This window comes from Streptomyces sp. NPDC005496 (assembly GCF_042872045.1).
In the GTDB taxonomy this organism is placed as follows: domain Bacteria; phylum Actinomycetota; class Actinomycetes; order Streptomycetales; family Streptomycetaceae; genus Streptomyces.
Genome location: NZ_JBIAJQ010000018.1, coordinates 13,629 through 37,853, shown reverse-complemented (window position 1 = coordinate 37,853; position 24,225 = coordinate 13,629). Strand labels below are relative to the sequence as shown.

20 protein-coding genes and 1 pseudogene are annotated in these 24,225 nt (G+C 74.2%); 11 read left to right on the top strand and 10 right to left on the bottom strand.

Going from position 1 to position 24,225, the window contains the following annotated elements; genetic code table 11:
• Window positions 1–646 precede the first annotated feature (646 nt).
• From ACFYQQ_RS38025 to ACFYQQ_RS38005, 5 genes and pseudogenes are all read left to right on the top strand, one after another.
• Window positions 647–2,008 carry an FAD-dependent oxidoreductase gene (locus ACFYQQ_RS38025; protein ID WP_356173837.1) on the top strand — a complete coding sequence of 454 codons (1,362 nt, stop codon included), beginning with the start codon at window positions 647–649 and terminating at the stop codon, window positions 2,006–2,008.
• A gap of 136 nt (window positions 2,009–2,144) precedes the next feature.
• The gene (locus ACFYQQ_RS38020; protein ID WP_355793946.1) at window positions 2,145–2,522 is read left to right on the top strand and encodes a VOC family protein; all 378 of its coding nucleotides are present in this window, start codon (window positions 2,145–2,147) and stop codon (window positions 2,520–2,522) included.
• Between the two features lie 193 nt (window positions 2,523–2,715).
• A complete protein-coding gene (locus ACFYQQ_RS38015; protein ID WP_355793947.1) occupies window positions 2,716–3,093 on the top strand; it encodes an STAS domain-containing protein in 378 nt (125 codons plus the stop codon).
• A 158-nt stretch (window positions 3,094–3,251) separates the two neighbouring features.
• Window positions 3,252–3,878 carry a glyoxalase gene (locus ACFYQQ_RS38010; protein WP_355793948.1) on the top strand — a complete coding sequence of 209 codons (627 nt, stop codon included), beginning with the start codon at window positions 3,252–3,254 and terminating at the stop codon, window positions 3,876–3,878.
• Window positions 3,879–3,993: 115 nt separating this feature from the next.
• A pseudogene (locus ACFYQQ_RS38005) lies at window positions 3,994–4,206 on the top strand (SDR family oxidoreductase); the annotation flags it as partial.
• A 298-nt stretch (window positions 4,207–4,504) separates the two neighbouring features.
• Here the strand turns inward: ACFYQQ_RS38005 and ACFYQQ_RS38000 are convergent.
• The 6 genes from ACFYQQ_RS38000 to ACFYQQ_RS37975 all read right to left on the bottom strand — a co-directional run bounded on the left by ACFYQQ_RS38000 (window position 4,505) and on the right by ACFYQQ_RS37975 (window position 11,491).
• On the bottom strand, window positions 4,505–5,860 hold the full coding sequence (locus ACFYQQ_RS38000) for an MFS transporter (protein ID WP_355787109.1): 1,356 nt from the start codon (window positions 5,858–5,860) through the stop codon (window positions 4,505–4,507).
• Entirely contained in the window at window positions 5,857–6,522 is a 666-nt protein-coding gene (locus tag ACFYQQ_RS37995) for a helix-turn-helix domain-containing protein (RefSeq protein ID WP_355787123.1), read from the bottom strand. The genes ACFYQQ_RS38000 and ACFYQQ_RS37995 overlap by 4 nt, the downstream gene beginning before the upstream one ends.
• Window positions 6,523–6,616: 94 nt before the next feature.
• Window positions 6,617–7,627, bottom strand: coding sequence for a DUF5914 domain-containing protein (locus ACFYQQ_RS37990; RefSeq protein WP_356175772.1), 1,011 nt, complete (start codon window positions 7,625–7,627; stop codon window positions 6,617–6,619).
• A complete protein-coding gene (locus ACFYQQ_RS37985) occupies window positions 7,624–8,643 on the bottom strand; it encodes a phytoene/squalene synthase family protein (RefSeq protein WP_356175769.1) in 1,020 nt (339 codons plus the stop codon). The genes ACFYQQ_RS37990 and ACFYQQ_RS37985 overlap by 4 nt, the downstream gene beginning before the upstream one ends.
• Window positions 8,640–10,178, bottom strand: coding sequence for a phytoene desaturase (locus tag ACFYQQ_RS37980; RefSeq protein WP_356175767.1), 1,539 nt, complete (start codon window positions 10,176–10,178; stop codon window positions 8,640–8,642). The genes ACFYQQ_RS37985 and ACFYQQ_RS37980 overlap by 4 nt, the downstream gene beginning before the upstream one ends.
• A complete protein-coding gene (locus ACFYQQ_RS37975) occupies window positions 10,175–11,491 on the bottom strand; it encodes a polyprenyl synthetase family protein (RefSeq protein ID WP_356239662.1) in 1,317 nt (438 codons plus the stop codon). Before ACFYQQ_RS37975 ends, ACFYQQ_RS37980 begins: the two co-directional genes overlap by 4 nt.
• Before the next feature lie 1,195 nt (window positions 11,492–12,686).
• On the opposite strand from ACFYQQ_RS37975, the gene ACFYQQ_RS37970 reads away from it, so the two are divergent.
• The 3 genes from ACFYQQ_RS37970 to ACFYQQ_RS37960 are packed head-to-tail and all read left to right on the top strand — an operon-like array spanning window position 12,687 to window position 16,215.
• Window positions 12,687–13,883 carry a lycopene cyclase family protein gene (locus ACFYQQ_RS37970; protein ID WP_356175761.1) on the top strand — a complete coding sequence of 399 codons (1,197 nt, stop codon included), beginning with the start codon at window positions 12,687–12,689 and terminating at the stop codon, window positions 13,881–13,883.
• Between the two features lie 47 nt (window positions 13,884–13,930).
• Window positions 13,931–14,662 (top strand): class I SAM-dependent methyltransferase, encoded by a 732-nt coding sequence (locus ACFYQQ_RS37965; RefSeq protein ID WP_356175758.1) that lies wholly within the window; start codon window positions 13,931–13,933, stop codon window positions 14,660–14,662.
• 56 nt (window positions 14,663–14,718) lie between these two features.
• Window positions 14,719–16,215: an FAD-dependent oxidoreductase gene (locus ACFYQQ_RS37960; protein ID WP_388907136.1), complete on the top strand. Its 1,497-nt coding sequence runs from the start codon at window positions 14,719–14,721 to the stop codon at window positions 16,213–16,215.
• Between the two features lie 9 nt (window positions 16,216–16,224).
• On the opposite strand, the gene ACFYQQ_RS37955 is transcribed toward ACFYQQ_RS37960, so the two are convergent.
• Window positions 16,225–16,665 carry an Lrp/AsnC family transcriptional regulator gene (locus ACFYQQ_RS37955; protein ID WP_355792559.1) on the bottom strand — a complete coding sequence of 147 codons (441 nt, stop codon included), beginning with the start codon at window positions 16,663–16,665 and terminating at the stop codon, window positions 16,225–16,227.
• A gap of 42 nt (window positions 16,666–16,707) precedes the next feature.
• Complete coding sequence (locus tag ACFYQQ_RS37950; RefSeq protein ID WP_355792556.1) at window positions 16,708–18,057, bottom strand: transaminase; 1,350 nt, start codon at window positions 18,055–18,057, stop codon at window positions 16,708–16,710.
• Between the two features lie 286 nt (window positions 18,058–18,343).
• Here ACFYQQ_RS37950 and ACFYQQ_RS37945 point away from each other — a divergent pair, with 286 nt between their 5' ends.
• Window positions 18,344–20,389, top strand: coding sequence for a SpoIIE family protein phosphatase (locus ACFYQQ_RS37945; protein ID WP_356175751.1), 2,046 nt, complete (start codon window positions 18,344–18,346; stop codon window positions 20,387–20,389).
• A 67-nt stretch (window positions 20,390–20,456) separates the two neighbouring features.
• On the opposite strand, the gene ACFYQQ_RS37940 is transcribed toward ACFYQQ_RS37945, so the two are convergent.
• Together ACFYQQ_RS37940 and ACFYQQ_RS37935 are read right to left on the bottom strand one after the other, a co-directional pair.
• Complete coding sequence (locus ACFYQQ_RS37940; RefSeq protein WP_355795532.1) at window positions 20,457–20,843, bottom strand: PPOX class F420-dependent oxidoreductase; 387 nt, start codon at window positions 20,841–20,843, stop codon at window positions 20,457–20,459.
• An 89-nt stretch (window positions 20,844–20,932) separates the two neighbouring features.
• Window positions 20,933–21,562, bottom strand: a complete 630-nt coding sequence (locus tag ACFYQQ_RS37935) for an HAD family acid phosphatase (RefSeq protein WP_356175748.1) — start codon at window positions 21,560–21,562, stop codon at window positions 20,933–20,935.
• Between the two features lie 303 nt (window positions 21,563–21,865).
• Here ACFYQQ_RS37935 and ACFYQQ_RS37930 point away from each other — a divergent pair, with 303 nt between their 5' ends.
• A complete protein-coding gene (locus ACFYQQ_RS37930; protein ID WP_355794037.1) occupies window positions 21,866–22,696 on the top strand; it encodes an SAM-dependent methyltransferase in 831 nt (276 codons plus the stop codon).
• A 130-nt stretch (window positions 22,697–22,826) separates the two neighbouring features.
• Complete coding sequence (locus ACFYQQ_RS37925; protein WP_356175745.1) at window positions 22,827–24,203, top strand: S1 family peptidase; 1,377 nt, start codon at window positions 22,827–22,829, stop codon at window positions 24,201–24,203.
• The last annotated feature ends 22 nt before the right edge of the window (window positions 24,204–24,225 follow it).

Sequence of the window (24,225 nt, the reverse complement as noted above, 5' to 3'; positions counted from 1 at the left end):
CGGGGCCTGCGGTACCCGGGCCGATCACACGCCCGGGCGATCCTGATGGTGTCGACCTCCTTCGTGCTCGATCTCCGATGGTGCTCCTACTGTCCCCGCGCACCGTCGACGGCTCCTGTGAGCCGCCGGGTCCGGCAGCCAGCGACAGGACCCCGGCATCCTCCGGCCCTGCCACTCCACTGCCGTGCCCTGCATATGCGGGTCCAGCACACGCGGCGGTTCGCCTCCGCCGCGCCTTGATGACTTCTTGGCTACGAGGACGACGTTAGCGCCCGGCGGCGCCGAATGTCTACTCTCGCCACGACAGATTTCCTCCGACACGAGTGAGCGGAGTTGTGGCGCCCGCGGAGCCGGAAAAGCCATGCGTCGCGGCCCGTTCCGCTGGCGCCCCACCGGACGGGCGTCGGCGGGGGTACTTCGCGCGCTCCCGGGCACTCGTAGACGGCTCGGCGACGACGCCGTCGCCGGGCGCCGTCGGCACGCCGTCCGGGGCCGCGACCGGCGGCCGTCCCGGTGAAGGGCGCCCCGTCGGAGAGGCGCCCGGTGGCGCGTCGGCCCGTTGCGCGATGGGATCGAACAAGTGCGAGGCGGCTGCCCGGGGGCAGAGAGACCCCTGGGAGCCAGACAAGTCTCAGCCGGTGAAGGGATGAAAATCGTGTCACGACCGAGGATCTTGGTAGTGGGAGCGGGCTTCGCGGGAGTGGAGTGCGTCCGGCGGCTGGAACGCAAGCTCGGACCCGACGAGGCCGACCTGGCTCTGGTGACACCGTTCTCCTACCAGCTCTATCTGCCCCTGCTGCCCCAGGTCGCCTCCGGAGTGCTGACCCCGCAGTCGGTCGCGGTGTCCCTGCGCCGCAGCCGCAGGTACCGCACCCGGATCATCCCCGGCGGCGCCATCGGAGTGGACCTCAAGGCCAAGGTCTGCGTGGTGCGCACGATCTCCGGCGACATCGTCAACGAGCGGTACGACTACATCGTGCTGGCCCCGGGCAGCGTGACCCGCACCTTCGACATCCCCGGTCTCGCCGACAACGCCCGGGGCATGAAGACGCTCGCGGAGGCCGTCTACATCCGCGACCACGTCATCTCGCAGCTCGACATCGCCGACGCCAGCGTGGACGAGGCGGAGCGCGCGGCGCGGCTGCAGTTCGTGGTCGTCGGCGGCGGTTACGCGGGCACCGAGACCGCCGCGTGCCTTCAGCGCCTGACGCACAACGCCGTCAAGCGCTACCCCCGGCTGGACCCGAAGCTCATCAAGTGGCATCTCATCGACATCGCGCCGAAGCTGATGCCCGAACTGGGCGACAAGCTCGGCCGCAGCGCCCTGGACGTGCTGCGCAAGCGGGGCATCGACGTCTCGCTGGGCGTCTCCATCGCGAAGGCGGGCCCGGACGAGGTCACCTTCACCGACGGCCGCGTGATCCCGACCCGCACGCTCATCTGGACCGCCGGTGTCGCGGCGAGCCCGCTCATCGCCACCCTGGGCGCCGAGACGGTCAAGGGGCGGCTGGCGGTCACCTCGGAGATGTGCCTGCCGGGCCACGACGGTGTCTTCGCGCTCGGTGACGCCGCCGCCGTGCCCGACGAGGCCAAGGACGTGGAGGGCGCGGTGTGCCCGCCGACCGCACAGCACGCGATGCGCCAGGGCAAGCACGTCGCCGACAACGTCATCGCGACGCTGCGCGGGCAGCGGATGTCGCCGTACGTCCACAAGGACCTGGGACTCGTCGTCGACCTCGGTGGCATGGACGCCGTGTCCCGGCCACTGGGTGTCGAACTGCGCGGCCTGCCCGCGCTGATCGCCGCCCGCGGTTACCACTGGTCGGCGCTGCGCACCAACGTGGCGAAGGTCAGGGTGGCGACGAACTGGGCGCTGAACACGGTGGCGGGCGACGACTTCGTCCGTACGGGATTCCTGGCGCGCACCCCCGCCACGCTGCGGGACTTCGAATACACGGACGCCTATCTGACCCCCGAGCAGCTCCAGGAGCGCGTCGCGAGCCACTGAGGGCCGGTCTTCGCGGAGGGCTCCGCGCCCTCGGGGGACGGTCAGCGTGAGAGGCCGCATCCGGGAGGCGCTGCGGGCCCCGACCGGGGCGGACGCGGACGGAAACCCGCGCCCGCCCCGGTCTACGCTGCCCGGCATGACCGCCAAGCTGCAATGCGTCGTACTGGACTGCTCCGGGCCCCTCGAACTCGCCCGGTTCTACGAGGCGCTGCTCGGCGGGGAGGTGAACCGGCCGGACCCGCGCTGGTCGCTCGGCGAGGACTGGGCGACGCTCCACACCGGCACCGGGTTCGTGCTCGCCTTCCAGCGGGTGGCCGATCATCGGCCGCCCCGGTGGCCGGACCCCGACCGGCCCCAGCAGTTCCACCTCGACCTGGGCGTCCCGGATCTCGACCGGGCCGAGGAGACCGCGCTGGAGTCGGGTGCGGTCCTGCTCGACGGCGGTGACGGGCGGAGCGGCTGGCGGGTGTACGCCGACCCGGCCGGCCACCCGTTCTGCCTGGTCCGGGACTGACCGGCGGGCGGGCGCGGCCGGCGCTTTTTGAGCGGCCGGTGTACGAGATGTGTCGCTGCAGTGCAGGCACGTTCGAACGGGCCCCTCCGATCCGGAGGACGGGGCCCGGGTCGGGCAGACTGTGGCCGGGCTGTTGGGAAAACAGCGGCCTTCCCAGTCATGACCGGCTCCGGCCGGTCGGAGAGTGCCGGTCGTGAACGGAGACTTCCTGCCGGGGCTGCGCGCGCGCCGCAGCGAGCAGGGCCAGGGTGGCGTGCTCATGGCGCTGGTGGGCGAACTCGACGTCCACACCAGCTCGCAGTTGCGGGAGGCCGTCGTCACGGCCGTCCTGCCCGGGAGCACCCGGCTGGTCCGGCTGGACCTGTCCGAGGTCACCTACTGCGACGCGGGCGGGCTCTACAGCCTCCTGGGGGTGACCGACGCCCTGGAGATGATCGGGGTGCCGGTCGAGATCACCTCCATCAGCCCCGCCGTGCGGGCCGTCACGGACACCACGGATCTGGGCGCCCGGCTCCCGCTGCGCCGCACCACGGACGGCCGGGAGGACGACCTCGCGTCCGGCACGCTCTGACGCCGGCCCGCCGAGCTCTCTCCGCGGGCCCTGCCGCTTCCGGCGCAGCACTGCGCGGACGCCGCGAACGGGCTGCCGAAGACGCAGGGGGAACGGTCCGCCGGAACGGTCAGGATTCGAGAAGCGCCGGCCGCCGACCCCCAACTAGCGTGGCGGACATGGCATCCATCGCATCCCTCACCCTGGACGTGGCCGACCTCACGGCCGCCCGCAGCTTCTACACCGAGGCCTTCGGACTGGACACGCGACTGCGGTTGCGCGCCTCCGAGGAGCCCAGCTCCGGCTTCCGCGGGTTCACGCTGTCGCTCACCGTGTCCCAGCCGGCCACGGTCGACCACTTCGTGGGCGCCGCCCTGGCCGCCGGCGCCACCTCGCTGAAGCCCGCCGCGAAGTCGCTCTGGGGCTACGGTGGTGTCGTACAGGCCCCGGACGGCGCGATCTGGAAGATCGCGACCTCGGCGAAGAAGGACACCGGTCCGGCCACCCCGCAGATCGACGGCATGGTGCTCCTGCTGGGAGTGGCGGACGTGACCGCGAGCAAGCGGTTCTATGTCGAGCAAGGCCTCGCCGTGGCGAAGAGCTTCGGCCGGATGTACGTGGAGTTCGACACCGGTCCGGGCCCCGTCAAGCTGGGGCTGTACCGTCGGCGCGCGCTGGCCAAGGACGCCGGCGTCTCCCCCGACGGCACGGGATCGCACCGGCTGACGATCGGTGGCGACGCCGGGGCCTTCAGCGACCCGGACGGCTTCGCCTGGGAGGCCGCGTCGCCGGCGGTCACGGCCTGACGGGAAAACCCGGTGCCGTTCGCGGCGGGGCCCGCCAGGATGAGGATCATGACTGGCGAGACACCCGGGGGAACCCGGCGGGACGTGACGGTCGACGGGTGCCCGCTCGCCCTGTGCCCACCTCGGGGTCACCTGCAACGCCGTCGCCCCAGGGCCGACGGACACGGGGTGGATGACCGAGGAGCAGAAGGCGGAGATCACCCGCCTCACCCCGCTGGGCCGTCTCGGGGTCCCGCGGGACTGCGCGCGTCTGGTCACCTTCCTCTGCTCGGCGGAGGGCGGATGGATCAACGGCCAGCTGCTCCAAAGCAACGGCGGCCTCGGCTAGGGCCTGTCGTTTGGATCAGGTCGGCCGTGACAGACGGTTCGTCCCGGCCGACCCGAGCGGGGTCTGGTGCGTGCAGCTGCAAGGCGGAGGAGGGAGTCGAAGCGATGGGGGTCCCCCCGCTCGAGCGGAGCCGAGAGTGGGGGAATCGGCGACCGACGACAACGCCGCAGATGTGCGTGCCAGACCCCGCGACACCGGCCTGATCCAAACGACAGGCCCTAGCCGTTCCCGCGGCGCGGTGAGCGCGGGCGCCACCGCCGATGCGTACGGGCGGTGGGTCGCGGGCGGCGCGGGACCGTCACACCAGGTCCTTCGGGAGAACCGGCCCGGCGTCCGCCCCGGACCGCTCGGCGTCCGCCCCGGACCGCTCGGCACTTCCCGGCTGCCGCCCGCGGTCCATGTCGCGCCATTCCGGCCTGAGCCCGGCCAGGCTCGTGGTGAGGAAGTAGGCGGCGCCGCAGACGAGCAGCACCGGCGCGAGCCCGGTGAAGGTCACCGCCGCACCGGCCGCCAGCCCCCCGAGCGGGATGCCCGCCCACGACAGCGAGTCCCCCAGCGCGTTGACCCGGCCCAGCATCCGGCGCGGGACGCGTTCGAGCATGACGGCGCCCAGCACGGGATTGAGGAAGCCCGCGCCGAAGCCGCTGACGGCGAACACGGCCAGTACCGCGCCCAGCGGGGCGTCGGCGGCGAGGACGAGGAATCTGGGCGCGCCGGCCAGCAGGTACCCGACGAAGAACACGGGCCTGCGGCGCAGCCGGTGTGCGGCCATGGCGGCGATCAGGCTGCCGCCGACCGCGGCGGCTCCCGTCACGGTGCCCGTCAGCCCGATCGCGGCGGGACCGTGGCCGGACTCGTCGGCCCATACGGGGGTCAGGACGGTGATGAAGGCGGCGTCCAGCAGGTTGGTGATCCCGACCGTCACGATCACCGTGAGGAGCAGGGGCTCGCCGCGCAGGAAGGTGAAGCCCTCGCCGAACCGACGCCAGTAGCCCGGTGCCGCGGTCCCGTCCCGGGCGGGGGGTTCCTCGGGCGCGTGTCCCATGCCCCGGGGCAGCGCCAGGGCGACGATCACGGAGCCGAGGGCGAAGCAGCCCGCGTTGACGACCAGGCCGGTGAGCGGGCCGAGCAGCGCCACCAGGGCGCCGCCGGCCGCCGGGCCGAGGGTGGACGCGAGCCGTTCCGTGACGCCGGACAGCCCGGTGGCCCGCTCCAGCGGCACCGCCCCGTGCTCGGCCGCCTCGGGGACCATGACCTCCTTCGCGAGGTCGCCGGGGCCGCGCATCCCCCCGATCAGCGCCACGAGGGCCAGCAGGAGCGGGAAGGTGAGCAGGCCGAGGGCGTGCAGGAGGGGAACGGCTGCGGCGGCCGTGGCGCTGGCCAGGTCGGTGGTCCAGGAGACCCGTCGCGGGCCGGTCCGGTCGATCAGGGGTCCGGTGAGCGCCTTGACCACCACGTAGGGCGTCAGTTCGCAGAACGCGACCAGTCCGGTCTGCGTGGCGCTGCCGGTCGTGACGAGCACGAACCAGGGCAGCGCCACGGCGGAGACCCGCGTACCCGTCAGCGACACCGCCATGGCGGCCAGGACACCGGCCAGAGGGCGGAGCGACCGGGTGCCGGCCTCGCCGGCTCCGCGGGGTATGCCCGCCGTCACGACGTCTCCGTTCCCGGCTCCCCACGGGGAGCGGAAGGGGCGTCCGGCGCGGGGGGCGCGTCGAGTTCGGGCAGGATCTGGGTGATCAGGGCGACCCGTGCGGCGCCCTCGGGGGCGTCCGCCGCCGCCTGCGGGGTGTCCTGCCGGTAGCGGTCCACGACTGCCCGCAGCTCGTGGCGCAGGGCGACGGATTCCTCGGGGGTGAGCCGCAGCGCCCAGTCGCTCATGTCGAAGGTGCCCCGCCACGCCTCAGGCATTGTCTGCAGCTCGTTGAGCGCCTGCTGGAGGCGCAGGCCGTAGGTGGCGGCGACGGACTGCAGGAACGCGAGGACGGCCTCGGGTTCCCGGTCGATGAGGTCCCGGTCGTTGATCTCGGTCGTCCGGTGCACCGAACGCCACCAGCGCTCGCGCGCGTTGCCTCGTCCGGTGTCCTCCTCCACGAAGCCGGCCGCGCCGAGCTGGCGCAGGTGGTAGCTGGCCGTCCCGGAGTTCACGCCCAGCCGCTCCGCGAGGCGGGTGGCCGTCGACGGCCCGTACTTGCGCAGCAGCCCGACCAGCTGCACGCGTACCGGATGGGCCATGGCGCGCAGGCCCCTGGCGTCCAGGACGACCGAGTCCGCCTCGGTCCGGGACCGGTCCGGCCCCCCGCTCGTGTCAGTCATACCGGCACCATAAACCGCAAAGACTTCTTCGCAAAGAGTTCTTCGCAAAGAAGTCTTCGGAGTTCGGGTCCGAGGACTTCGGCGGTCCGGCTCCTCAGCCCGGGAAGCGTCCGCTGCTGCGCAGTTGCCAGCGCCGCTCCGCATAGGCCAGGTCGTCGCGCCACAGCCGGCCGGCGGCGACCCGCATCAGCGGCCGGAGCAGCGGCGCGGCACCCCGGGCCACGGCGAAGCCGCGCCGGTCGGAGGCGGCCACGATCGCCTCGGTGACGAGGGTGCGCGGGCGCCCCAGCTCGTCCGGGCCTCGGGGCGTCGCGTGCGTTTCGACCACCGAGCCCACGCCCTCCCCGTCGGTGATGTGCATGACCACCGTGCGCGGTTCCGGCGCCGTGAACACCGCGCGCACCGGCACCACGACCCGGCCGGCGAGCTTGAAGGAGACGTCCACCGTGAACCCGTCGTCCTCGTCGTCAGGACCGGCGGGGCTGTGCACCACGGTGAGGTCCACGAAGGAGTACGGGTGGAACCAGGCGCCGTGCCAGGGGTCGAGGCGATTGGCCACCACGTCCTCCGGCTCGCATCCGCCGACCGCGCTGTACACGGCCTCGACAGCTCCAGGCAGCGACGGGCGCACCGGCACCACGGGGGCCGGCAGGGGGTCCTCGCCGCCCACCCCGTCCAGGCGGACCCAGACCAGCACGCCGTCGTCGTGCACGGGCAGCGGTTCCCAGCCCGCGACCGGGCCGCCGTGCAGGGCGAGCCCGTGCCAGTGGCAGACGAGGGTGCCGCAGCGGACGGGGCTGCCGGCCAGCGGAGCCCCCAGGTGCGGGCACACCCCCGGTCCGGCCACGAGCCGTCCGCCCGCGTCCCGCCATACGACGACCTCCTGTCCGGCCACCGTGCACGCCAGCGGGCGGGAGGGGCCGACGTCGCGGGTGGCGCCGACGACGTACCAGTTCCCCGACGGCCGGGCCGACGCCCGCTTCAGGGCGCCGGCGATGACGCCGGGCCGTGCCTCGCGCCAGGTGGGCAGTTGCTTCTCCCACGCCACGGGGCCGCGGCGCAGCCGCAGCGGCAGACGGGGGGTACGACGGTCGCGGCCGCTCACGCCGCCTCCTTGCGTCGGGACGGCCGCACGCGGCCGTCGGAGGAGGCGCAGTGGTCCGGCTGCCGTGCCGTGCGGTCGCCCCGGGCCCGCGCCCGCGCCGCGGCCAGGCGCACGAGACCGTCCAGCGCGACGGCGGCCCGCCTGCGCCGGGGTACCACCGCACGCCGGTGCAGCACGGCGTACCCCTCGTCGGCGACGGTGTCGAGGATCGCCCCGTAGAGGACGAACGCGGTACGGATGCAGGGCCGCGAGACCGGGTCGAGCATCGCGAGGCCGGGGGCCGCGTCGCGGTAGACGCCGCGGGTCAGGTCCTCGGCGGCGCGCAGCGCCTCGGTGATACGGGGATCACGGCGGCCGGTGTCCCGGCTCCACCGCAGCAGGGCCCGGTCCACGCCGTGGGCGCCGAGCAGATCGGCGGGCAGGTACACCCGGCCGCGGTCCAGGTCCTCCCCCACGTCGCGGAGGAAGTTGGTGAGCTGGAAGGCGACGCCGAGCGCCGCCGCGTGCGGGGCCGCCTCCTCGCGGGGTACGACCGTGCCGAGCACCGGCAGCATCTGGAGCCCGATGACGGCCGCCGAGCCGTGCATGTACCCGTACAGGTCGTCGTAGGTGGCGTAGCCCGTGACGTGCAGGTCGCTGCGCATGGACGCCATGAAGTCGACGAAGTGCCGGTGGTCGATGTGGTAGCGCGCGGCGGTGTCGGCGAGGGCCGCGACGACCGGCTCGTCGACCGGTCCCTCCCGGCGCAGCCCGAGGTCCAGCCGGGCCTCCAGCCGGGTGAGCGCCGCCGTGCGGTCGTGGACGGTGAGACGGTCGTCCAGGGTGTCGACGATGTCGTCGGCCCAGCGCGCGAACCCGTACAGCGCGTGCACGGCGGGCCGCCGCGCGACGGGCAGGAGCCGGGTGGCGAGGAAGTAGGTGCGTCCGTGCCGGGCGTTGAGCGTGCGGCAGTGGGCGTAGGCGGCGCGCAGTCCGGGGTCGTGGATCCCGGCGGCGTCGAGTTCGCGGTCGGTCATGGGCGGGCGCCCTCCACGGTCGTAGGGCGGGCGGGGCGGGTGACGCGGCGGGGGCGGGGCCCGGTGATCCGGGCCGCGGCGAGCTTGCCGGAGACGAGGACGGTCGGCACGCCGACGCCCGGGGTGGTGCCGCAGCCCGCCAGCACCGCGTTCTCGGTGCCGCTGACGAGGTTCCGCGGACGGAAGGGGCCGGTCTGCGCGAACGTGTGCGCGGCGGAGAACGGCGTGCCCGCGGCATGCCCCTGGGTGTGCCAGTCGGCGGGGGTGACCAGGCACTCCTCCTCGATGGACGAGGCGATCCCGTCGAGCCCGCGGCGTTCCAGGACGTCCAGGAGGCTGTCGCGGTACCGGGGGGCGAGGTCGCCCCACTCGGCGGCGCCGGGTCCGATGTCCGTGTTGGGGCAGGGCGCGAGGATGTAGTGCAGGTGCCGGCCCTCGGGCGCGAGCGAGGGGTCGGTGGCGGTGGGGCGGGTGATCAGCAGGGACGGATCGGTCATCAGGCTCCCGGTCCTGGTCAGTTCGTCGAACGTGCCCTTCCACGCCCGGCCGAAGGACAGCGTGTGGTGCCCGAGGCCCGGCCAGGTCCGGTCGGTGCCCGCGTGCAGGACGACGGCGGACGGCGCGTGCCGCAGGCCCAGCGGCCGGCGGGGACGGCGGCCCAGCAGGCGGTAGGTCACCGGCAGGTCAGGCGTGAGCACCACCGCGTCGCACGCGATGCGGCCCTGCGAGGTGAGGACCGCCGTGACCCGGGAGCCGGAGCGTTCGAGCCCCGTCACGTCGTGCCCGTAGCGCAGTTCGGCACCGGCGTCCGCGGCCGAGTCGGCCATGGCCTGCGGCAGGGCGTGCATGCCGCCGCGCGGGAAGTACACCCCGGCGACGGTGTCCATGTACGCGATGACGGCGTACGCGGCGAGCGCCCGCTCGGGCGGCACGCCGACGTACAGGGCCTGGAACGAGAAGATCCGGCGCAGCCGCTCGTCGCTCAGGAACCGTCCGATACGGGCGTCCAGGCGGCCGAACCCGCCGAGCGCGGCGAGCCTGGCGAGGTCGGGGGTGAGCAGGTTCAGCGGCGAGTCGAAGTTCGCGTCGATGAAACGGCGCATCTGGACGGCGTAGAGCTCCTCCAGCCACCGGCGCAGCCGCCGGTATCCGGCGGCCTCACCCACCCCGGCGAAACGTTCGATCTCGGCCTCCATGGCCTCCGCCCGGGTGTGGACGTCGAGAGCGCTGCCGTCGGCGAAGCGGGCCCGGTAGGCGGGGTGCAGGGGGATCAGGTCGACGCGGTCGCGGAGACTGTCGCCGACCGCGGCGAACGCCTCGTCGGCGATGTCCGGCATGGTCAGCACGGTGGGGCCGGTGTCGATGCGGTACCCGGCGCGGTCGACGCGGCCGGCCCGGCCGCCGGGCAGGGTGCCGCGTTCCACGACGGTCACCCGGCGTCCCGCGCCCAGCAGGTGCAGGGCCGCCGACAGGCCGGCCAGACCCGCGCCGACCACCACCACGTGGTCGGTGCGGCCGGGGACGGTCCTGGTCATCGTGTTCCTCCTGCGGCTCCGGCGCCGGTCAGGCACGCCGTCGGGTCTTCGTCGCCGTTCGGCTGTGGTTCCGCCGGGTCGTCCCGGCCGGGTGTCGTCACGCCGGCCGCCGTGCGCATGAGGGCGTGCAGCCGGCCGCGTACGGAGGGCAGCAGCCCGGCGGCGGCGAGGTGCTGTGCGCTGCGGGCCGCGAGCCGCTCGATCCGGTTCTCGACGGCGGTCCTGGCTCCGGTGGCCGTCAGGACGTGCCGCACCTCGGCGAGTTGTCCCTCCGTCAGGCCGCCGTCGCCCAGGCACCGGTCGAGGACCTCGACGGCCGTCCGGTCGCCGGCCTGCGTGGCCCGGGCCCGCGCCACGGCGACGAGGTAGGTGCGCTTGCCCTCGCGGATGTCGTCGCCGGACGGCTTGCCCGTGCCCCGCGGGTCGCCGAAGACGCCCAGCAGGTCGTCCCGGAGCTGGAAGGCGACCCCGGCGCAGCGTCCCGCCGCGCACAGGGCGTCGGTCGTGGCGGCGTCCGCTCCGGCCAGGGCGGCGCCGAGGGCCAGCGGCCGTTCCACCGAGTAGCGGGCGCTCTTGAGGCAGGCGGCGCGGACGGCCCGGGCCATGGAGCCGGAGGCGGTGGCCTGGTCCAGCAGGTCCAGGTACTGGCCCGCGACCATCTCGGTGCGCATCGCCCGCCAGACGCGCCGCACGGCCGGCGGTGTCCCGGGGTCCGCGACCAGGTCGGCGACGACGTCGTCCGCCCAGGCCAGGGCCAGGTCCCCGGCGAGGATCGCGCCCGCCTCGCCCAGCGCGCCGGCCCGCCGGCCGACCGGTCCGGCGTACTGCGCGGCGAGGTCGACGTGCAGGGCCGGGCGGCCCCTGCGCAGCGCGGAGGCGTCCATGACGTCGTCGTGGACGAGCGCGCAGGTCTGGATGAGTTCGAGCGCCGCGCCGATCCGCAGCGCGGTCTCGGCCTCGGCCGGGTGGTGGCCCCCGCCGCAGCCGCGCAGCGCCCACCACAGGAACTGGGGGCGCATGCGCTTGCCGCCTTGCCGGGTGAAGCGTGCGACGCGTTCGGCCACGTCGGCGCCGAAGGCGAGGTCCAGCGCGGACGCCTGGGTGACGCGTTCCCTCAGGACGGTGTCCAGGACGCGTCCGACGGCACCGGGCACGTCGGCGTCCACCGTGTCCGGGTGCCAGGGCACGGCCGTCGCGGTGTCCGTGTCCGGACCACCGCGCGGGCCCGAAGAGGCGTGCGCCTCCCGGGTGTTGTGCGGTGGCACGGGTGCCGGGCCGATCGCGGGGTGCTCCCCGGCCCTCGTACGACGCATCCCGGTTCCTCTCGTCGTGGCGGACGCGGGTTTGCCGGAAGTGATTCGGCCGGGGTGGGCGTGTCGGATGCGATGGCGTCCTCTTTTTCCCGGCCGCCGGGTCGTCCGGGGGCGCCGGAGCCGATCCGGCTCGTGCCGGCCGCGAGCGGTGAAGCTACTGCGGGCGGGGGCCGGGAGCGCGGCGACACACGAGCCCGGCCGCGAATCGGACGCTGTCCGGGTGAGCCCCCAGACCCACCTGGCGGCGTCCCGGCCCCCGGCCCCGCCGTCCGACACGGCACCGGAGCACCGGGCGACCGGCCCCAGGTCCGGCCTCTGGATCGCCCGCGCCCGTATCTCCCGGTCGGCCGGGGGCGAACCGAGACTGCCGCCACCGACGCCTCGGTCGCGGCGCGCCGATGGAGGGCCAGCCACCACGTCCAACCCTGGCGCCGCCGACCCCCGTTCCCGCCTCCTGGCCGGACGACGAACCGGGGCCGCCGCCCCGCACACCTCGGCGTGGCGACGCACCGAGGGACGGACGGTCACCACGCCAGGCCTCCGGGCCCGCCGGTCCCGCGTCCCGGCCCGGGCGCGAACGGGGGCCGCCGCCCCCTACGCCTCGGCGTGGCGATCCACCGACGGACGTACGGCCGCCGTATCCGGCCCTGGGATCGCCCCCCGGCACCTCACGCGCCGACACGGGGCGAACGGGGGCCGCCGCTCCCGACGCCTCGACCTGGCGATCTGGCGATTGACGGGCGGTCACCACGGCCTGCACCGAAGCCGCTTACTTCCTGTTCCCGCCTCCCGGCTGGACGACGAACCAGGGCCGCTGCCCCGACCCCTCGGCAGCCGATGCCCGTTGGGCCTCCCCTACGGGTGGTCGCCACGTCCGGCCTAGGGGGCCGCCAGTCCCCCGACCTCGCGTCCCGGGCCCGGGGGGGGCGAACCGGCTCCGCCGCCCCGGCGCCGATGGGCACACGGGCCGTCGCCACATCCCGCCCCGGGATCGCCGGTCCCCCGTATCGCGCGCCCCGCCCGAGGGCGAATCGGCGCCGGCGCCCCGGACGGCTCAGCGGGGTGATGCGCCGATGGGCCTACCCCGGCGGAGGATTCGGTGCGGCGTGCATCCGTGCGGGTGCCGGACGCGGAATGCTTCGGCGGGCGCATACCCGTGCCCGCCGCCCCCTGCCGTATCCGAGGAGTGGAACCTGTGCTCGACGCGGACGTCGCCATCATCGGCGCGGGAGCCGCGGGCCTGTCCCTGGCGCACCGGCTCTCGTCCGGTGCCGCGGGCCGCCCCACCTCCTCCGTCGTCCTGCTCACGGCCCCGCCGGGACCGCTGCGGCCACCGCGCCGCACCTGGTGCTACTGGGAGGCGGGCGCGGGTGCCTACGACCGTGCGCTGACCGCTTCCTGGCAGCGCCTCAGGGTCCGGGGCCGCGAGGGCTCCTGGACCGACAGCCGGATCGCCCCGCTGCGCTACAAGATGCTGTGCTCGGACGACTTCGAGGAGCTCGTCCACCACGACCTCGCCGCCCGCGGGTCGGTGCGCGGGATCGAGGCCGTCGTCGACAGCGTCGAGGGGCTGCCCGGCGGCGGCGCGCAGGTGCGGGCGTCCACCCCGGCCGGCGTACCGCTCGGGGTGCGCGCCCGCTGGGTGTTCGACTCCCGGCCGCTGGGGGCGCTGCCCGCGGCCCGGACCACTCTGCTCCAGCACTTCCACGGCTGGTTCGTGCGCACCGACCGTCCGGTCTTCGACCGCGACGTGGTGGACCTGATGGACTTCCGCACCCCGCAGCCGGACCGGGGCCTGTCGTTCGGGTACGTGCTGCCCACCGGACGGCACACCGCGCTGGTCGAGTACACCGAGTTCTCCGCCGCGCCGCTGACCGCGTCCGGGTACGAGGCCGCCCTGCGCCACTACACCGGGGAGGTGCTCGGTCTGGGCGCGTTCGAGGTGACCGCGCGGGAGACGGGCGTGATCCCCATGACCGACGGCTCGTTCGCCCGGCAGACCGGACAGGCGGTCTTCCGGATCGGTGCCGCCGGGGGCGCGACCCGGCCGTCGACGGGGTACACCTTCGCGGCGGTGCAGCGTCAGACCCGCGCGATCGCGGCCGCGTTGCGGTCCGGCCGGCGGCCCGCTCCCCCGCCGGCGCACTCGGCCCGGTCCCGCGCGATGGACGCCGTGCTGCTGCGCGCGCTGGCCACGGGCCGGGTCGACGGCGCGGACTTCTTCTCGCGCCTGTTCGCGAGCGTGCCCGCCGAGCGTCTGCTGCGCTTCCTCGACGGCCGCACCCGGCTCCACGAGGACCTCGCCGTCGGTCTGCGCACCCCCGTCCTGCCGATGCTGCGCACCGCGGCCGAACTGCCGTGGCTGCCCCGGCGTCCGCCCGCCGACACCTGACGCCCGCCGAACCGGTGCCGCCCCCTTTCATACATCGAGGAGACTGCATGCCCCTGCTGCGCGACGCGGAGTTGGCCACGGCGTTCGACCACGCCTCCCGCACCTACGACCGCCTGGTCGCCTTCAACCCCGGCTACCACGCCCACCTGCGCCGCTCCGTGCGCCGCCTCGGACTGCCGGACCGCGGGGCGGGCCGGCGGGTGCTGGACCTCGGCTGCGGCACGGGGGCGTCCACCGCGGCGCTCGCCGCCGTGCTGCCCGAGGCGGAGATCGTGGCGGTCGACGCGTCGGCGGGCATGCTGGAACGGGCGGCGGCCAAGAGCTGGCCGCCGCGGGTGACGTTCCGTCACACCTCCGCGGAGCGCCTGGCCGAGGAGGGCGTCGAAGGGCCCTTCGACGCGGTCCTGGCGGCGTACCTCTTCCGCAACGTGGCCGACCCCGACCGGATCCTCGCGGCCGTGCACGAGCTGCTCACCCCGGGGGGCAGGCTCGCGGTGCACGAGTACACGCTCAGCGGGCGGCCGGCCCACCGCACCGTGTGGAACGCCGTGTGCCGTGGCGTCGTCCTGCCCGCCGGCACCGCCGCCGGTGACAGCCGCCTCTACCGCCATCTGTGGCGCAGCGTCGTGGAGTTCGACACCGCTCAGGCCTTCGGCGACCGGGTGCGGCGCGCGGGTTTCGGGCAGGTCCGCGTGCTGCCGGTGCCGGGCTGGCAGACCGGCATCGTGCACACCGTGGTCGGCCTGCGCCAGGACACCCCGAACGGCGGTGCGGTGTGAACGGGCGTTCCGGGGGCGGCGCGCCGCGGCGGGGGCGGGACCGGCGCGCCCGCGTCATCCTCCCGCGACCGGGACGGGCGCGGGTGAGCGGCGACGCGCCCTCCACGGCCGTGGTCGGCGGCGGTATCGCCGGGCTCGCCGCCGCGACCGCCCTCGCCGAACGCGGGGTGCGGGTGACGCTCTACGAACGTGACCGGACCCTCGGCGGTCGCCTCGCCGGCTGGCCCGTCGAACTCGCCGACGGCAGCCCGGCGACGATGAGCCGCGGCTTCCACGCGTTCTTCCGCCAGTACTACAACCTGCGGGGCCTGCTGCGCCGGGCCGATCCCGGGCTCGGCATGCTCACCGCCCTGCCGGACTACCCCCTGCGGCACAGCAGCGGCCTGGCGGACAGCTTCCGGCACGTGCCGCGCACACCGCCCTGGAGCGCGCTCGGTTTCGTGGCCCTCAGCCCGACGTTCGGCGCGCGGGACCTGCTGCGGATGAACCCGTCGGCGGCCCTGCCGCTGCTGGACGTGCGCGTCCCGGACGTCTACGAGCGGCTGGACGGCGTCAGCGCGCACGAGTTCCTCGCCTCGATCCGCTTCCCCGAGGCGGCGCACCATCTGGCCTTCGAGGTCTTCTCGCGGAGCTTCTTCGCCGATCCGCGGACGCTGTCGGCGGCGGAGATGGTGCTGATGTTCCACATCTACTTCCTCGGGTCCTCCGAGGGGCTGCTGTTCGACGTCCCGAGCGAGCCCTTCCCGGCCGCGCTGTGGGATCCGCTGGCCCGCAGGCTCGCCGCGCTCGGCGCGCGGGTGCGCACGGCGACGCCCGTCGAGTGCGTCGAGCCCCGCACGCACGGCGGGTACCGGGTCGCGACCCCCGACGGCGAGGGCGAGCACGACACGGTCGTGCTCGCCCTGGACACCGAGGGGCTGCGCACGGTCGTGGCCGGCTCGCCCGAGCTGGGCGACGCCCGGTGGCGCGAGCGGGTGGCGGGGCTGCGCACCGCTCCCCCGTTCCTCGTCTCGCGGCTGTGGCTGGACCGCCCGGTGGCCCCGGACCGTCCCGGGTTCCTCGGGACGAGCGGTTTCGGCTCGCTGGACAACGTCAGCGTGCTCTCCGGCTGGGAGGGCGAGGCCGCCCGCTGGGCCGCCCGCACCGGCGGCTCCGTCGTGGAACTGCACGCCTACGCGCTGCCGGAGGGCTGCGTGCGGGACGTGGAGGAGAAGCGGCTCGTCGAGCAGCTGTACCGCGTGTATCCGGAGACGCGTGACGCGAACGTCGTCGACGCACGGCACGAGTGGCGCGCCGACTGCCCGCTCTTCCCGGTCGGCGGATACGGCGAGCGGCCGACCGTACGGACCCCGGACCCGGGCCTGACGGTGGCCGGCGACCTGGTGCGCACCGATCTGCCGGTGGCCCTCATGGAACGCGCCGCGACCTCCGGGTTCCTGGCCGCGAACGCCCTGCTGGAAGGCTGGGGAGTGCGCGGCCAGACCCTGTGGACCGTGCCCGACCGCGGGCGCTCCGCCGTGCTGCGTGCGCTGGCGGGCCGGACGCGCGGGTGAGCGCTCCGGTCAGCCGACGTCCCAGAGGAAGCGATGCGTGTGGATCCCGAAGTACGGGAAGGACTGGACCCGCGCGACTCCTTCGATGGGCCGTACGACGTCGTTGACGAAGTCGAGCAGGTCCCTCGGGCCCGGGCACACCACCTCGGCGAACAGGTCGAACCCGCCCGAGGTGAGCACCGAGTAGACGACCTCGGCGCGCCGGGCCAGTTCGTCGGCGACGGCGCGGGGGTCCCCGTCGACGGCGATGCCGAGCAGCGCCATGGACTGTCCGCCCATGCCCATCGGGTCCGTCACGCCGACCACCTGGACGGCCTTGGCGTCGAGCAGGCGCTGCAGCCGCTGCCGGGCGGCCGACGCGGACAGTCCGACCTTCGGGCCCAGGTCCGCGTACGCGATACGGCCGTCGGTCTGCAGTTCGCGCAGGATGGCCCGGTCGATCTCGTCCACGCTCTTCCTTCCGGCTCGGGGGCCCAAGGTTAACGGCGCGGCTCAGCCCGCCAGTTCACCGAGGGCGGCGGCGAAGACCTCGGTGTGCGTGTCGACGTCCCGCTCCGTGGTGTCCGGGCACATCAGCGCCATGTTGTGGAAGGGGGTCAGCAGGATGCCCCGGTTGGCCAGGTAGAGGTGGAGGAAGTCCTCCAGCTCGGGGTCCGCTGCCGCCGCGGACTCCGTCCCGGTGCGCGGCGCCGGGTCGGCGAAGCGGTATTCGGTGCGCGCGCCGAGCCGGCTCACCGACCACGGCAGGGCCCGCGCCTCGATGCCGGCCCGCACCCCGTCCTCGAACCGCTCGGACAGCTTCGCCATGTGGGCGAAGGCGTCGTCGGTGAGCACGTGCTCCAGCGTCGCCCGGGCCGCCGCGACCGACAGGGCGCTGCCTGCGAGGGTGCCGCCGACTCCGCCCATGTCGACCAGGTCGAGGTCGTCCCGGCCGAGCAGCCGGTCGGCGAGCTCGGCCGACAGTCCGTACGCGCCGACCGGGACGCCGCCGCCGATCGCCTTGCCGATGGTGAGCAGGTCCGGCTCCAGGTCCCAGGCGGCGGTGCAGCCGCCGGGTCCGGCCGAGAAGGTGTGGGTCTCGTCGTTGACGAGGAGGGTGCCGTACTGCCGGGTCAGGGCGCCGACGCCCGCCAGGTAGCCGTCCTCGGGCAGCACGATGCCGATGTTGGTGAGCGCCGGTTCCATCAGTACGGCGGCGACGTCGCCGTGGGCGAGTTCGCGTTCCAGCTGGTCGAGGTCGTTGAACTCGGCGACGCGGCTGGTCAGGGTGACGTCGCAGGGCGCGCCGACGTTGCCGGGCCGTGCGGTGCCGTGTCCGTCGGGGCCGACGACGATGAGCGACTCGTCGACGCTGCCGTGGTAGCTGTAGCTGTTCACCAGGATCTTGGGGCGGCCGGTGACCGCGCGGGCCAGGCGGATCGCCCAGCGGTTGGCGTCGGTCGCGGTCAGCGAGAAGCTCCAGCGGGCGAGCCCGAAGCGGCGGGTCAGTTCGGCGCCCACCCACTCGGCGTCCTCCGTCGGCAGCATCGCGGTGGCGCCGCCCAGCTCGGCGAACCGCCGCTGGACGGCGTGGGCCACCGGGGCGGGCGAGTGTCCGGCCATCGCGCCGGTGTCCCCGAGGCAGAAGTCGATGTACTCGTGGCCGTCGATGTCGGTGACCCGGGCGCCCCGGGCGGTGTCGAGGTAGCGGGGGAAGGCGCCGGCGGTCTTGTTCATCCAGGTCATCGGCACCCGGCCGAAGAGGTGCTCGGCGCGTTCGTAGGCGGCCCTGGACCGCGGGTTGCGGCGCTCGGCCTCCGCGCTCTCGCGGGCCAGCAGGTGCTGGAGACGGACGCGATCCATGGAGTACCTCAGTTCGGACGGTGACCGGTCACCAGGGAGCGTACGATCGAAAAGCGCGCTTGAGCAAGGGACGGCAATCGATTCGTTTGCCGGTACAGCGGATTCCGTAGCGGTGTGGAGGTCTGTTCGGCGGCCGAGGTGCCATGTCCTGCCGCGTCCGGCTTGCTTTCGGGCCCGGTCACGGGCGGTGCAGCGGTTGCCCGGCCGGGTGGGCTGTGCCGTAATCGGAAGAGTCCGCGGCACGGATCTTGGCGGTGTCGGGGCCGCGCCGGAAGGAGCGGCTGGAATGCACGGGTACGCAGCGGGACCGGGGGACGGGACCGCCGCGGCCCCGGGCGGTCTGCTCGACCTGCTCCAGGTCGCGGCCGTGGTCCTGGACGGCGAAGGACACGTCGTGCTGTGGAGCCCCGAGGCGGAGCAACTGCTCGGCTATCTCGCGGACGAGGCCCTGGACCGGCGGGCCGACAAGCTGCTCGTGTCGCCCGAGAACCGGCAGCGGGCCCGCGACCTGTTCGCACAGGTGCGGTCGGGTGCCGGATGGGCGGGCGTCTTCCCGCTCCGGCACCGGGACGGCACCGAGGTGCCGGTGGAGTTCCGCACCATGCGGCTGCGCGACCGGCAGGGGGCGACGCACCTGCTGGGCCTGGCGGCGGACGCCACCACCGTGCGGCGCGTGGAGCGGGACCTGGCCCTGTCGCACAGCCTGGTCCGGCAGACCCCGGTGGGCATCGCCGTCTTCGACACCGACCTGCGGTGGGTGAGCGTCAATCCCGCCCTGGAGCGGATGAACGGAGTGCCGGAGGAGCAGGTCCTCGGCCGGCGCATCCGGGAGGTGCTGCCCGAGCTCGAGGTCGAGGTCATCGAGTCGCGGATGCGGCACGTGCTGGTCACCGGCAAGCCGCTGCTGGACCAGATGACCATCGGCCGGACCCCGGGACACCCGGAGGAACGAGCCTTCTCGGAGTCGTACCACCGCATCGAGGACACGCACGGCCGCGTCCTCGGGCTGGCCGTGGCCATCATCGACGTCACCGAGCGGCAGAACGCGGCGACCGAGGTGTCCGAGGCCCGTGAGCGCCTGTCGGTGATCGCGGACGCGGGCGCGCGCATCGGCACCACGCTGGACCTGCAGCAGACCGCCCGGGAGCTCGCCGACGTGGCGGTGCCGCAGCTGGCCGACCTGGCCGCCGTCGACGTGCTGGAGACGGTGGTCACGTACGGCACCACCACAGCCGTCGTAGGGGACGCCCACGCCGAGTTCAGAGCGCTGGCGGTCGCGGCGGGCTACCTCACCGACGCCATCCACGCGGCGGACCCGGTGGGCGAACTGGCCACCTACAGCTCGTCCCGGATCATCACGCAGTGCGTCCGCGAGGGCCGCCCGGTACTGGTGGAACAGGTGGGCCAGGCGATGATGCGGCGCATCGCCCGGGACGCGCACGCCGCCCAGGTGCTGCACAAGGCGGGTGTGCACTCCTACCTGGCCGTCCCCCTGGTGGCCCGGGGCGAGGTCCTCGGCACGCTGAGCCTGTACCGGTCCGTCAACCCGCGCCCCTTCGACGAGCAGGACCGCATCCTCGCCCTCGAACTCGCCACCCGCGCCGCGATCTGCGTCGACAACGCGCGGCTGTACGGGCGCGAGCGGGCGGCGGCCCTGACGCTCCAGCGGAGTCTGCTGCCGCCCGCACCGGCCGAGCACGCGGGGCTCGACATCGCCGCCCGCTACCTCCCGGCGCTGAGCGAGGTCGGCGGCGACTGGTACGACGTGTTCTCCCTGGGCCCCGGCCGGACCGGGATCGTGGTGGGCGACGTGATGGGCAAGGGCGTCCAGTCCGCCGCGGTGATGGGCCAGTTGAGCACGGCGACCCGCGCGCTCGCCCGGCTCGACCTGCCGCCCGCCGAACTGCTGCGCCACCTCGACGACATCACCGGCTCGCTCGGCGACACGATCGCCACTTGCGTCTACGCCGTGTGCGATCTGGGCCGGGGCAGCTGCGAACTCTCCAGCGCGGGCCATCTGCCGCCCGTCCTCATCCGGCCCGACGGCAGCGCCACGCTGCTGGAGATCCCCGGCGGCGTACCGCTCGGCGTCGGGGGCGTGGACTTCGGCACCGTGGAACTGGAGATGGCGCCGGGCTCGCTGCTCGCCCTCTACACGGACGGGCTGGTCGAGAACCGCTACGACCCCATCGACACCGGCCTGGAGACCCTGACCCGGCTGCTCCAGGGCCCGCAGCGCCCCCTGGAGCAGACCAGCGACATGCTGCTCTCCGCCCTGCGCCCCGAACCCGACGACGACGTCGCCCTGCTCCTGGTCCGCAGGCAGGCCTGAGCGGGCGCGCACGCTAGGGCCGCGGGCGCCGACCGGGTGCCCGCGACCCCGGGTTCCGGTCAGGCGGTCAGGCGGCCGGGGTGATCCTGATCCCGAGGGTCCCGTCCTTGCCGCGGCGCAGCCGGCTGCCGAACAGGGTGAGGCGGCCCACCACTCCGTACTTGCGGGCGATGAGCTGCCGGATACGGGCGGTCCCGGCGTCGTCCAGGATCTCGGCCCTGGCGGGGAGCTGGGCGCCGGTCGGGTGGCCGCGCATGTCGCAGGGGCCGGCCAGGACGTCCGGACGGTTGCGGATACGCTTCACCTTCCCGGTGTCCGCCGCGGTCCAGATGCCCAGCGCGTCCCCGTCGCGGACCACCCACACCGGGGTCGAGACTCCCGTGCCGTTCTTGCGGTAGCTGGTGACGAGCAGGTACTTGCCTGAGGCGAGCGCGTCCAGCGGGGAATCATCCATACCGGAATTCTAGGCCCTGTCCGCCCGATCTTCCCGGGCTCGGGACGCCCCCGGCCCCGGCCCCGGGACACTCGCCGCCGCCGCTTCGCTCAGGACAACTGGCCGTCGTAGTCGGGCAGTTTGAACGTCCGCTCGGCGTGGCCGCCCACCAGATCGGACGTGTTGTTGCCGACGTTCGCGATGATCGTGTAGCCCTGAGCCTCGATGGCCGCCCGCCGGCCCGTCTTGTAGGCGCTGACCTCGTCGAACAGGTCCGGCAGGCTGCGCACGTGGAGTCCGTCCACGGGGTAGCCGACGGCCTTGAGGTTCCACTTCGTCTCGGCGGCGATGATGCCCGGCCGGGCGGTGACGAAGAAGACGGCGGCGCCGCGCTCGTGGGCGTAACGGGCGAGCGCCAGCGAGGCCTTGAGCGCCGGGGTGGGCAGCTCGTACCAAGGGTGGAAGTCCGTCTCCAGCGCGGTGTTGTCGATGTCGAAGACGACCGCGAGCCGCTGCCCCTGGGCCTGCTCGGTGCGCTGCCGCACGTAGGGCAGCGCCTGGTCGATCACGACCTGGACGTCTTGCTGCCAGGTGCCGTAGTCGATGCCGGCCGCCTGCGCCGGCGCCGCGCTCACGGCCGCCGTGGACGGTGCCGCCGTGGCGGCCCCCGTCCCGCCGAGCCCCAAGACCACGGCCATCGAGACCGTGCCGGCCCAGCGCCCCACCCCGCGTGCTCTCATTCCCGTCCCCTTCGTCGTCCCGGGCGGCGAGGATAGACCTCCGACGCCGCTTCAGCCATGGTCACGACAAGAAGTGGAGAGCAGGCGACGCGGAAGTTACCGATTGGTAGTGACTTGCCCGCACCGAGGCCCCGACCCGCGCGCCTCCGTCGGCGGGCGTGGCCGGCACACCTCCGGACGGCTGCCGGTCCCGCCGGGGACGACGCCCGCGCGGGCCGTGCGGCACACCTTCGGACGCATGAGACAACTCGGCCGTCTAGATTGCCTGTTGACACCTCACTCCCACACGACCAGGAGCCGGACGTGCCCGAGAACCAGGCAGCCGCGGAACACCCCTCCGAGCCGGTGCGCAGCCGCATCGTCACCACCCAGCCGCACACCGCCCGGATCTGGAACTACTGGCTCGGCGGCAAGGACAACTACGAGGTGGACCGCGCCGCCGGCGACCAGATCCGCCAACTCCACCCCGGCATAGGCGACTACGCCCAGGCCGACCGGCTGTTCCTCGGGCGGGCGGTACGGCACCTGGTCGCCGACCGCGGGATCAAGCAGTTCCTGGACATCGGCACCGGCCTGCCCACCGCCGACAACACCCACGAGGTCGCCCAGCGCCTCGCCCCGGACGCGCGGATCGTGTACGTCGACAACGACCCGCTCGTCCTCGCGCACGCCCGCGCGCTGCTGACGAGCACGCCGGAAGGCAGCACGGACTACCTCGACGAGGACCTGCGCAACGTCGACGCGATCCTCGAACACGCCTCCAAGACCCTCGACTTGAGCAAGCCCGTGGGGCTGATGCTGCTCGGCGTGGTCATCTTCGTCAACGACGACGAGGAGGCGTACGGCCTGGTGCGCCGCCTCCTCGACGCCCTCCCCTCCGGCAGCCACCTCGTCCTCTCGCACACCGTGACCAGCCCGTCGATGCCGGACGTGGACGCGGCCGTGGCCTTCTGGAACGAGCACGGCACGCCGAAGCTGAAGCAGCGCACCCCGGAGGCGGTCGCCCGCTTCTTCGACGGGCTGGAACTGCTCGAACCCGGCGTGGTCTCCTGCTCGCGCTGGCGCCCGGAGACGACGTCCGGCGAGGAGCCGGACGAGGTGGCGATGTTCGGCGGGGTCGGACGCAAGCTCTGAGCCGGCCGGTCCCGGGACACGTCGGCGCGGGACGGTGAACACCGCGGCGCGGACGCACGTATGGGAGGAGGGCGTTCGACCGGCGCCCCGGCGGTGGTGACACCGCGCGGTTCGGCTTCGGGAGCCCTGGATGAGGCACGCACGACGACGGATCGTCCGACGGGGGGCGCGATTCGCGGCCGTCGGCGGACTGCTCTGCGGTGGGCTGATGGTGACGCACGCCGTGGCGAGCGAGCCGTCCGACACCTCGCGTGCCCCGGGATCTTCCGCAGCCTCGGCTGCCGACCCCGGTTCCGGACTGGTCGCCCGGCTCGGCGCGACCCGTACCGCGGGCAGTTGGATCGCGTCCGACGGGCGCACGGTCGTAGCCGTCACGGACGCGGAGGCGGCGGCCGAGGTGAAGCGCGCCGGGGCCCGGCCCAAGATGGTCAGCCACAGTCTGCGGGACCTCAAGTCGGCCACCGAGAGCCTGACTTCGGCGCCCCGGGTGCCCGGCACCGCCTGGGCCGTGGACTACGCGCACAACGAGGTGGTGGTCCGCGGCGACAGCACCGTCTCCACCGCCGACTGGTCCCGCATGACGAAGCTGGCCGACGGCATCGGGGACCGGGTCCGCATGGAGCGGACGCGGGGCACGTTCACCACGCGGCTGAACGGCGCCCAGCCGATCTTCTCCAACGGCGGCCGGTGCTCGGCGGGGTTCAACGTGACCGACGGGCGGAGCGAGTTCATCCTGACCGCCGGGCACTGCGGTCCGGCGGGCTCCGTCTGGTTCGCCGACACCACCGCCACCCGGCAGGTCGGCCGGACGGTCTCGCGGTCGTTCCCCGGCGGTGACTTCTCGCTGGTGCAGTACACGGACGCCCGCACGGACGCGGGCAGCAACGTCGTCGCCATCGGCGGGGACCGCGGGGTGCGGATCACCGCGGCCGCCGATCCGGCGGTCGGCCAGCGGGTGTTCCGCAGCGGCAGCACCAGCGGGCTGCACGACGGCGAGGTCACCGCGCTCAACGCGACGGTCAACTACCCGGAGGGCACCGTCACCGGTCTCATCGAGACCACCGTGTGCGCCGAGCCGGGCGACAGCGGCGGCCCGCTCTTCTCGGAGGGGATCGCCCTGGGCGTGACGTCCGGCGGCAACGGGGACTGCGACGCGGGCGGTACGACGTTCTTCCAGCCGGTGACCAAGGCGCTCACCGCGCTCGGCGTGCGACTCGCGGGGAAGCCCGCGGCACCCGCCGCTCCGACCGGTCAGGCCTCGCCCGCACCCGCCGCCACGCAGGGCGCGGCCGTGGCGCCCGGGTCCGCGGCACCCGGCGCCGTCGAGCCGGTGGGCACGCCCGGCACCTCGCAGACGCTTGTGTCACGGCTCACGGACCCGAGGAACATCGGTCCCGGGCTGCTGGTCATCGCGGGGAGCATCATCGCGCTGGTCGCCACCCGGTACATCCGTACCGAGCAGGAGCGCAGCCGCTACCGGAGGCGCTACGCGCAGAGTTGGGGTTGATCTCCGCCGGGCGGCCGGGCCG

What these genes read in the sequence shown, in the direction of transcription:
- ACFYQQ_RS38025 (WP_356173837.1), top strand. Translation starts at nt 647, where the DNA reads ATGAAAATCGTGTCACGACCGAGGATCTTGGTAGTGGGAGCGGGCTTC.
- ACFYQQ_RS38020 (WP_355793946.1), top strand. Translation starts at nt 2,145, where the DNA reads ATGACCGCCAAGCTGCAATGCGTCGTACTGGACTGCTCCGGGCCCCTC.
- ACFYQQ_RS38010 (WP_355793948.1), top strand. Translation starts at nt 3,252, where the DNA reads ATGGCATCCATCGCATCCCTCACCCTGGACGTGGCCGACCTCACGGCC.
- ACFYQQ_RS37995 (WP_355787123.1), bottom strand. Translation starts at nt 6,522, where the DNA reads ATGACTGACACGAGCGGGGGGCCGGACCGGTCCCGGACCGAGGCGGAC.
- ACFYQQ_RS37985 (WP_356175769.1), bottom strand. Translation starts at nt 8,643, where the DNA reads ATGACCGACCGCGAACTCGACGCCGCCGGGATCCACGACCCCGGACTG.
- ACFYQQ_RS37980 (WP_356175767.1), bottom strand. Translation starts at nt 10,178, where the DNA reads ATGACCAGGACCGTCCCCGGCCGCACCGACCACGTGGTGGTGGTCGGC.
- ACFYQQ_RS37975 (WP_356239662.1), bottom strand. Translation starts at nt 11,491, where the DNA reads ATGCGTCGTACGAGGGCCGGGGAGCACCCCGCGATCGGCCCGGCACCC.
- ACFYQQ_RS37965 (WP_356175758.1), top strand. Translation starts at nt 13,931, where the DNA reads ATGCCCCTGCTGCGCGACGCGGAGTTGGCCACGGCGTTCGACCACGCC.
- ACFYQQ_RS37950 (WP_355792556.1), bottom strand. Translation starts at nt 18,057, where the DNA reads ATGGATCGCGTCCGTCTCCAGCACCTGCTGGCCCGCGAGAGCGCGGAG.
- ACFYQQ_RS37945 (WP_356175751.1), top strand. Translation starts at nt 18,344, where the DNA reads ATGCACGGGTACGCAGCGGGACCGGGGGACGGGACCGCCGCGGCCCCG.
- ACFYQQ_RS37940 (WP_355795532.1), bottom strand. Translation starts at nt 20,843, where the DNA reads ATGGATGATTCCCCGCTGGACGCGCTCGCCTCAGGCAAGTACCTGCTC.
- ACFYQQ_RS37935 (WP_356175748.1), bottom strand. Translation starts at nt 21,562, where the DNA reads ATGAGAGCACGCGGGGTGGGGCGCTGGGCCGGCACGGTCTCGATGGCC.
- ACFYQQ_RS37925 (WP_356175745.1), top strand. Translation starts at nt 22,827, where the DNA reads ATGAGGCACGCACGACGACGGATCGTCCGACGGGGGGCGCGATTCGCG.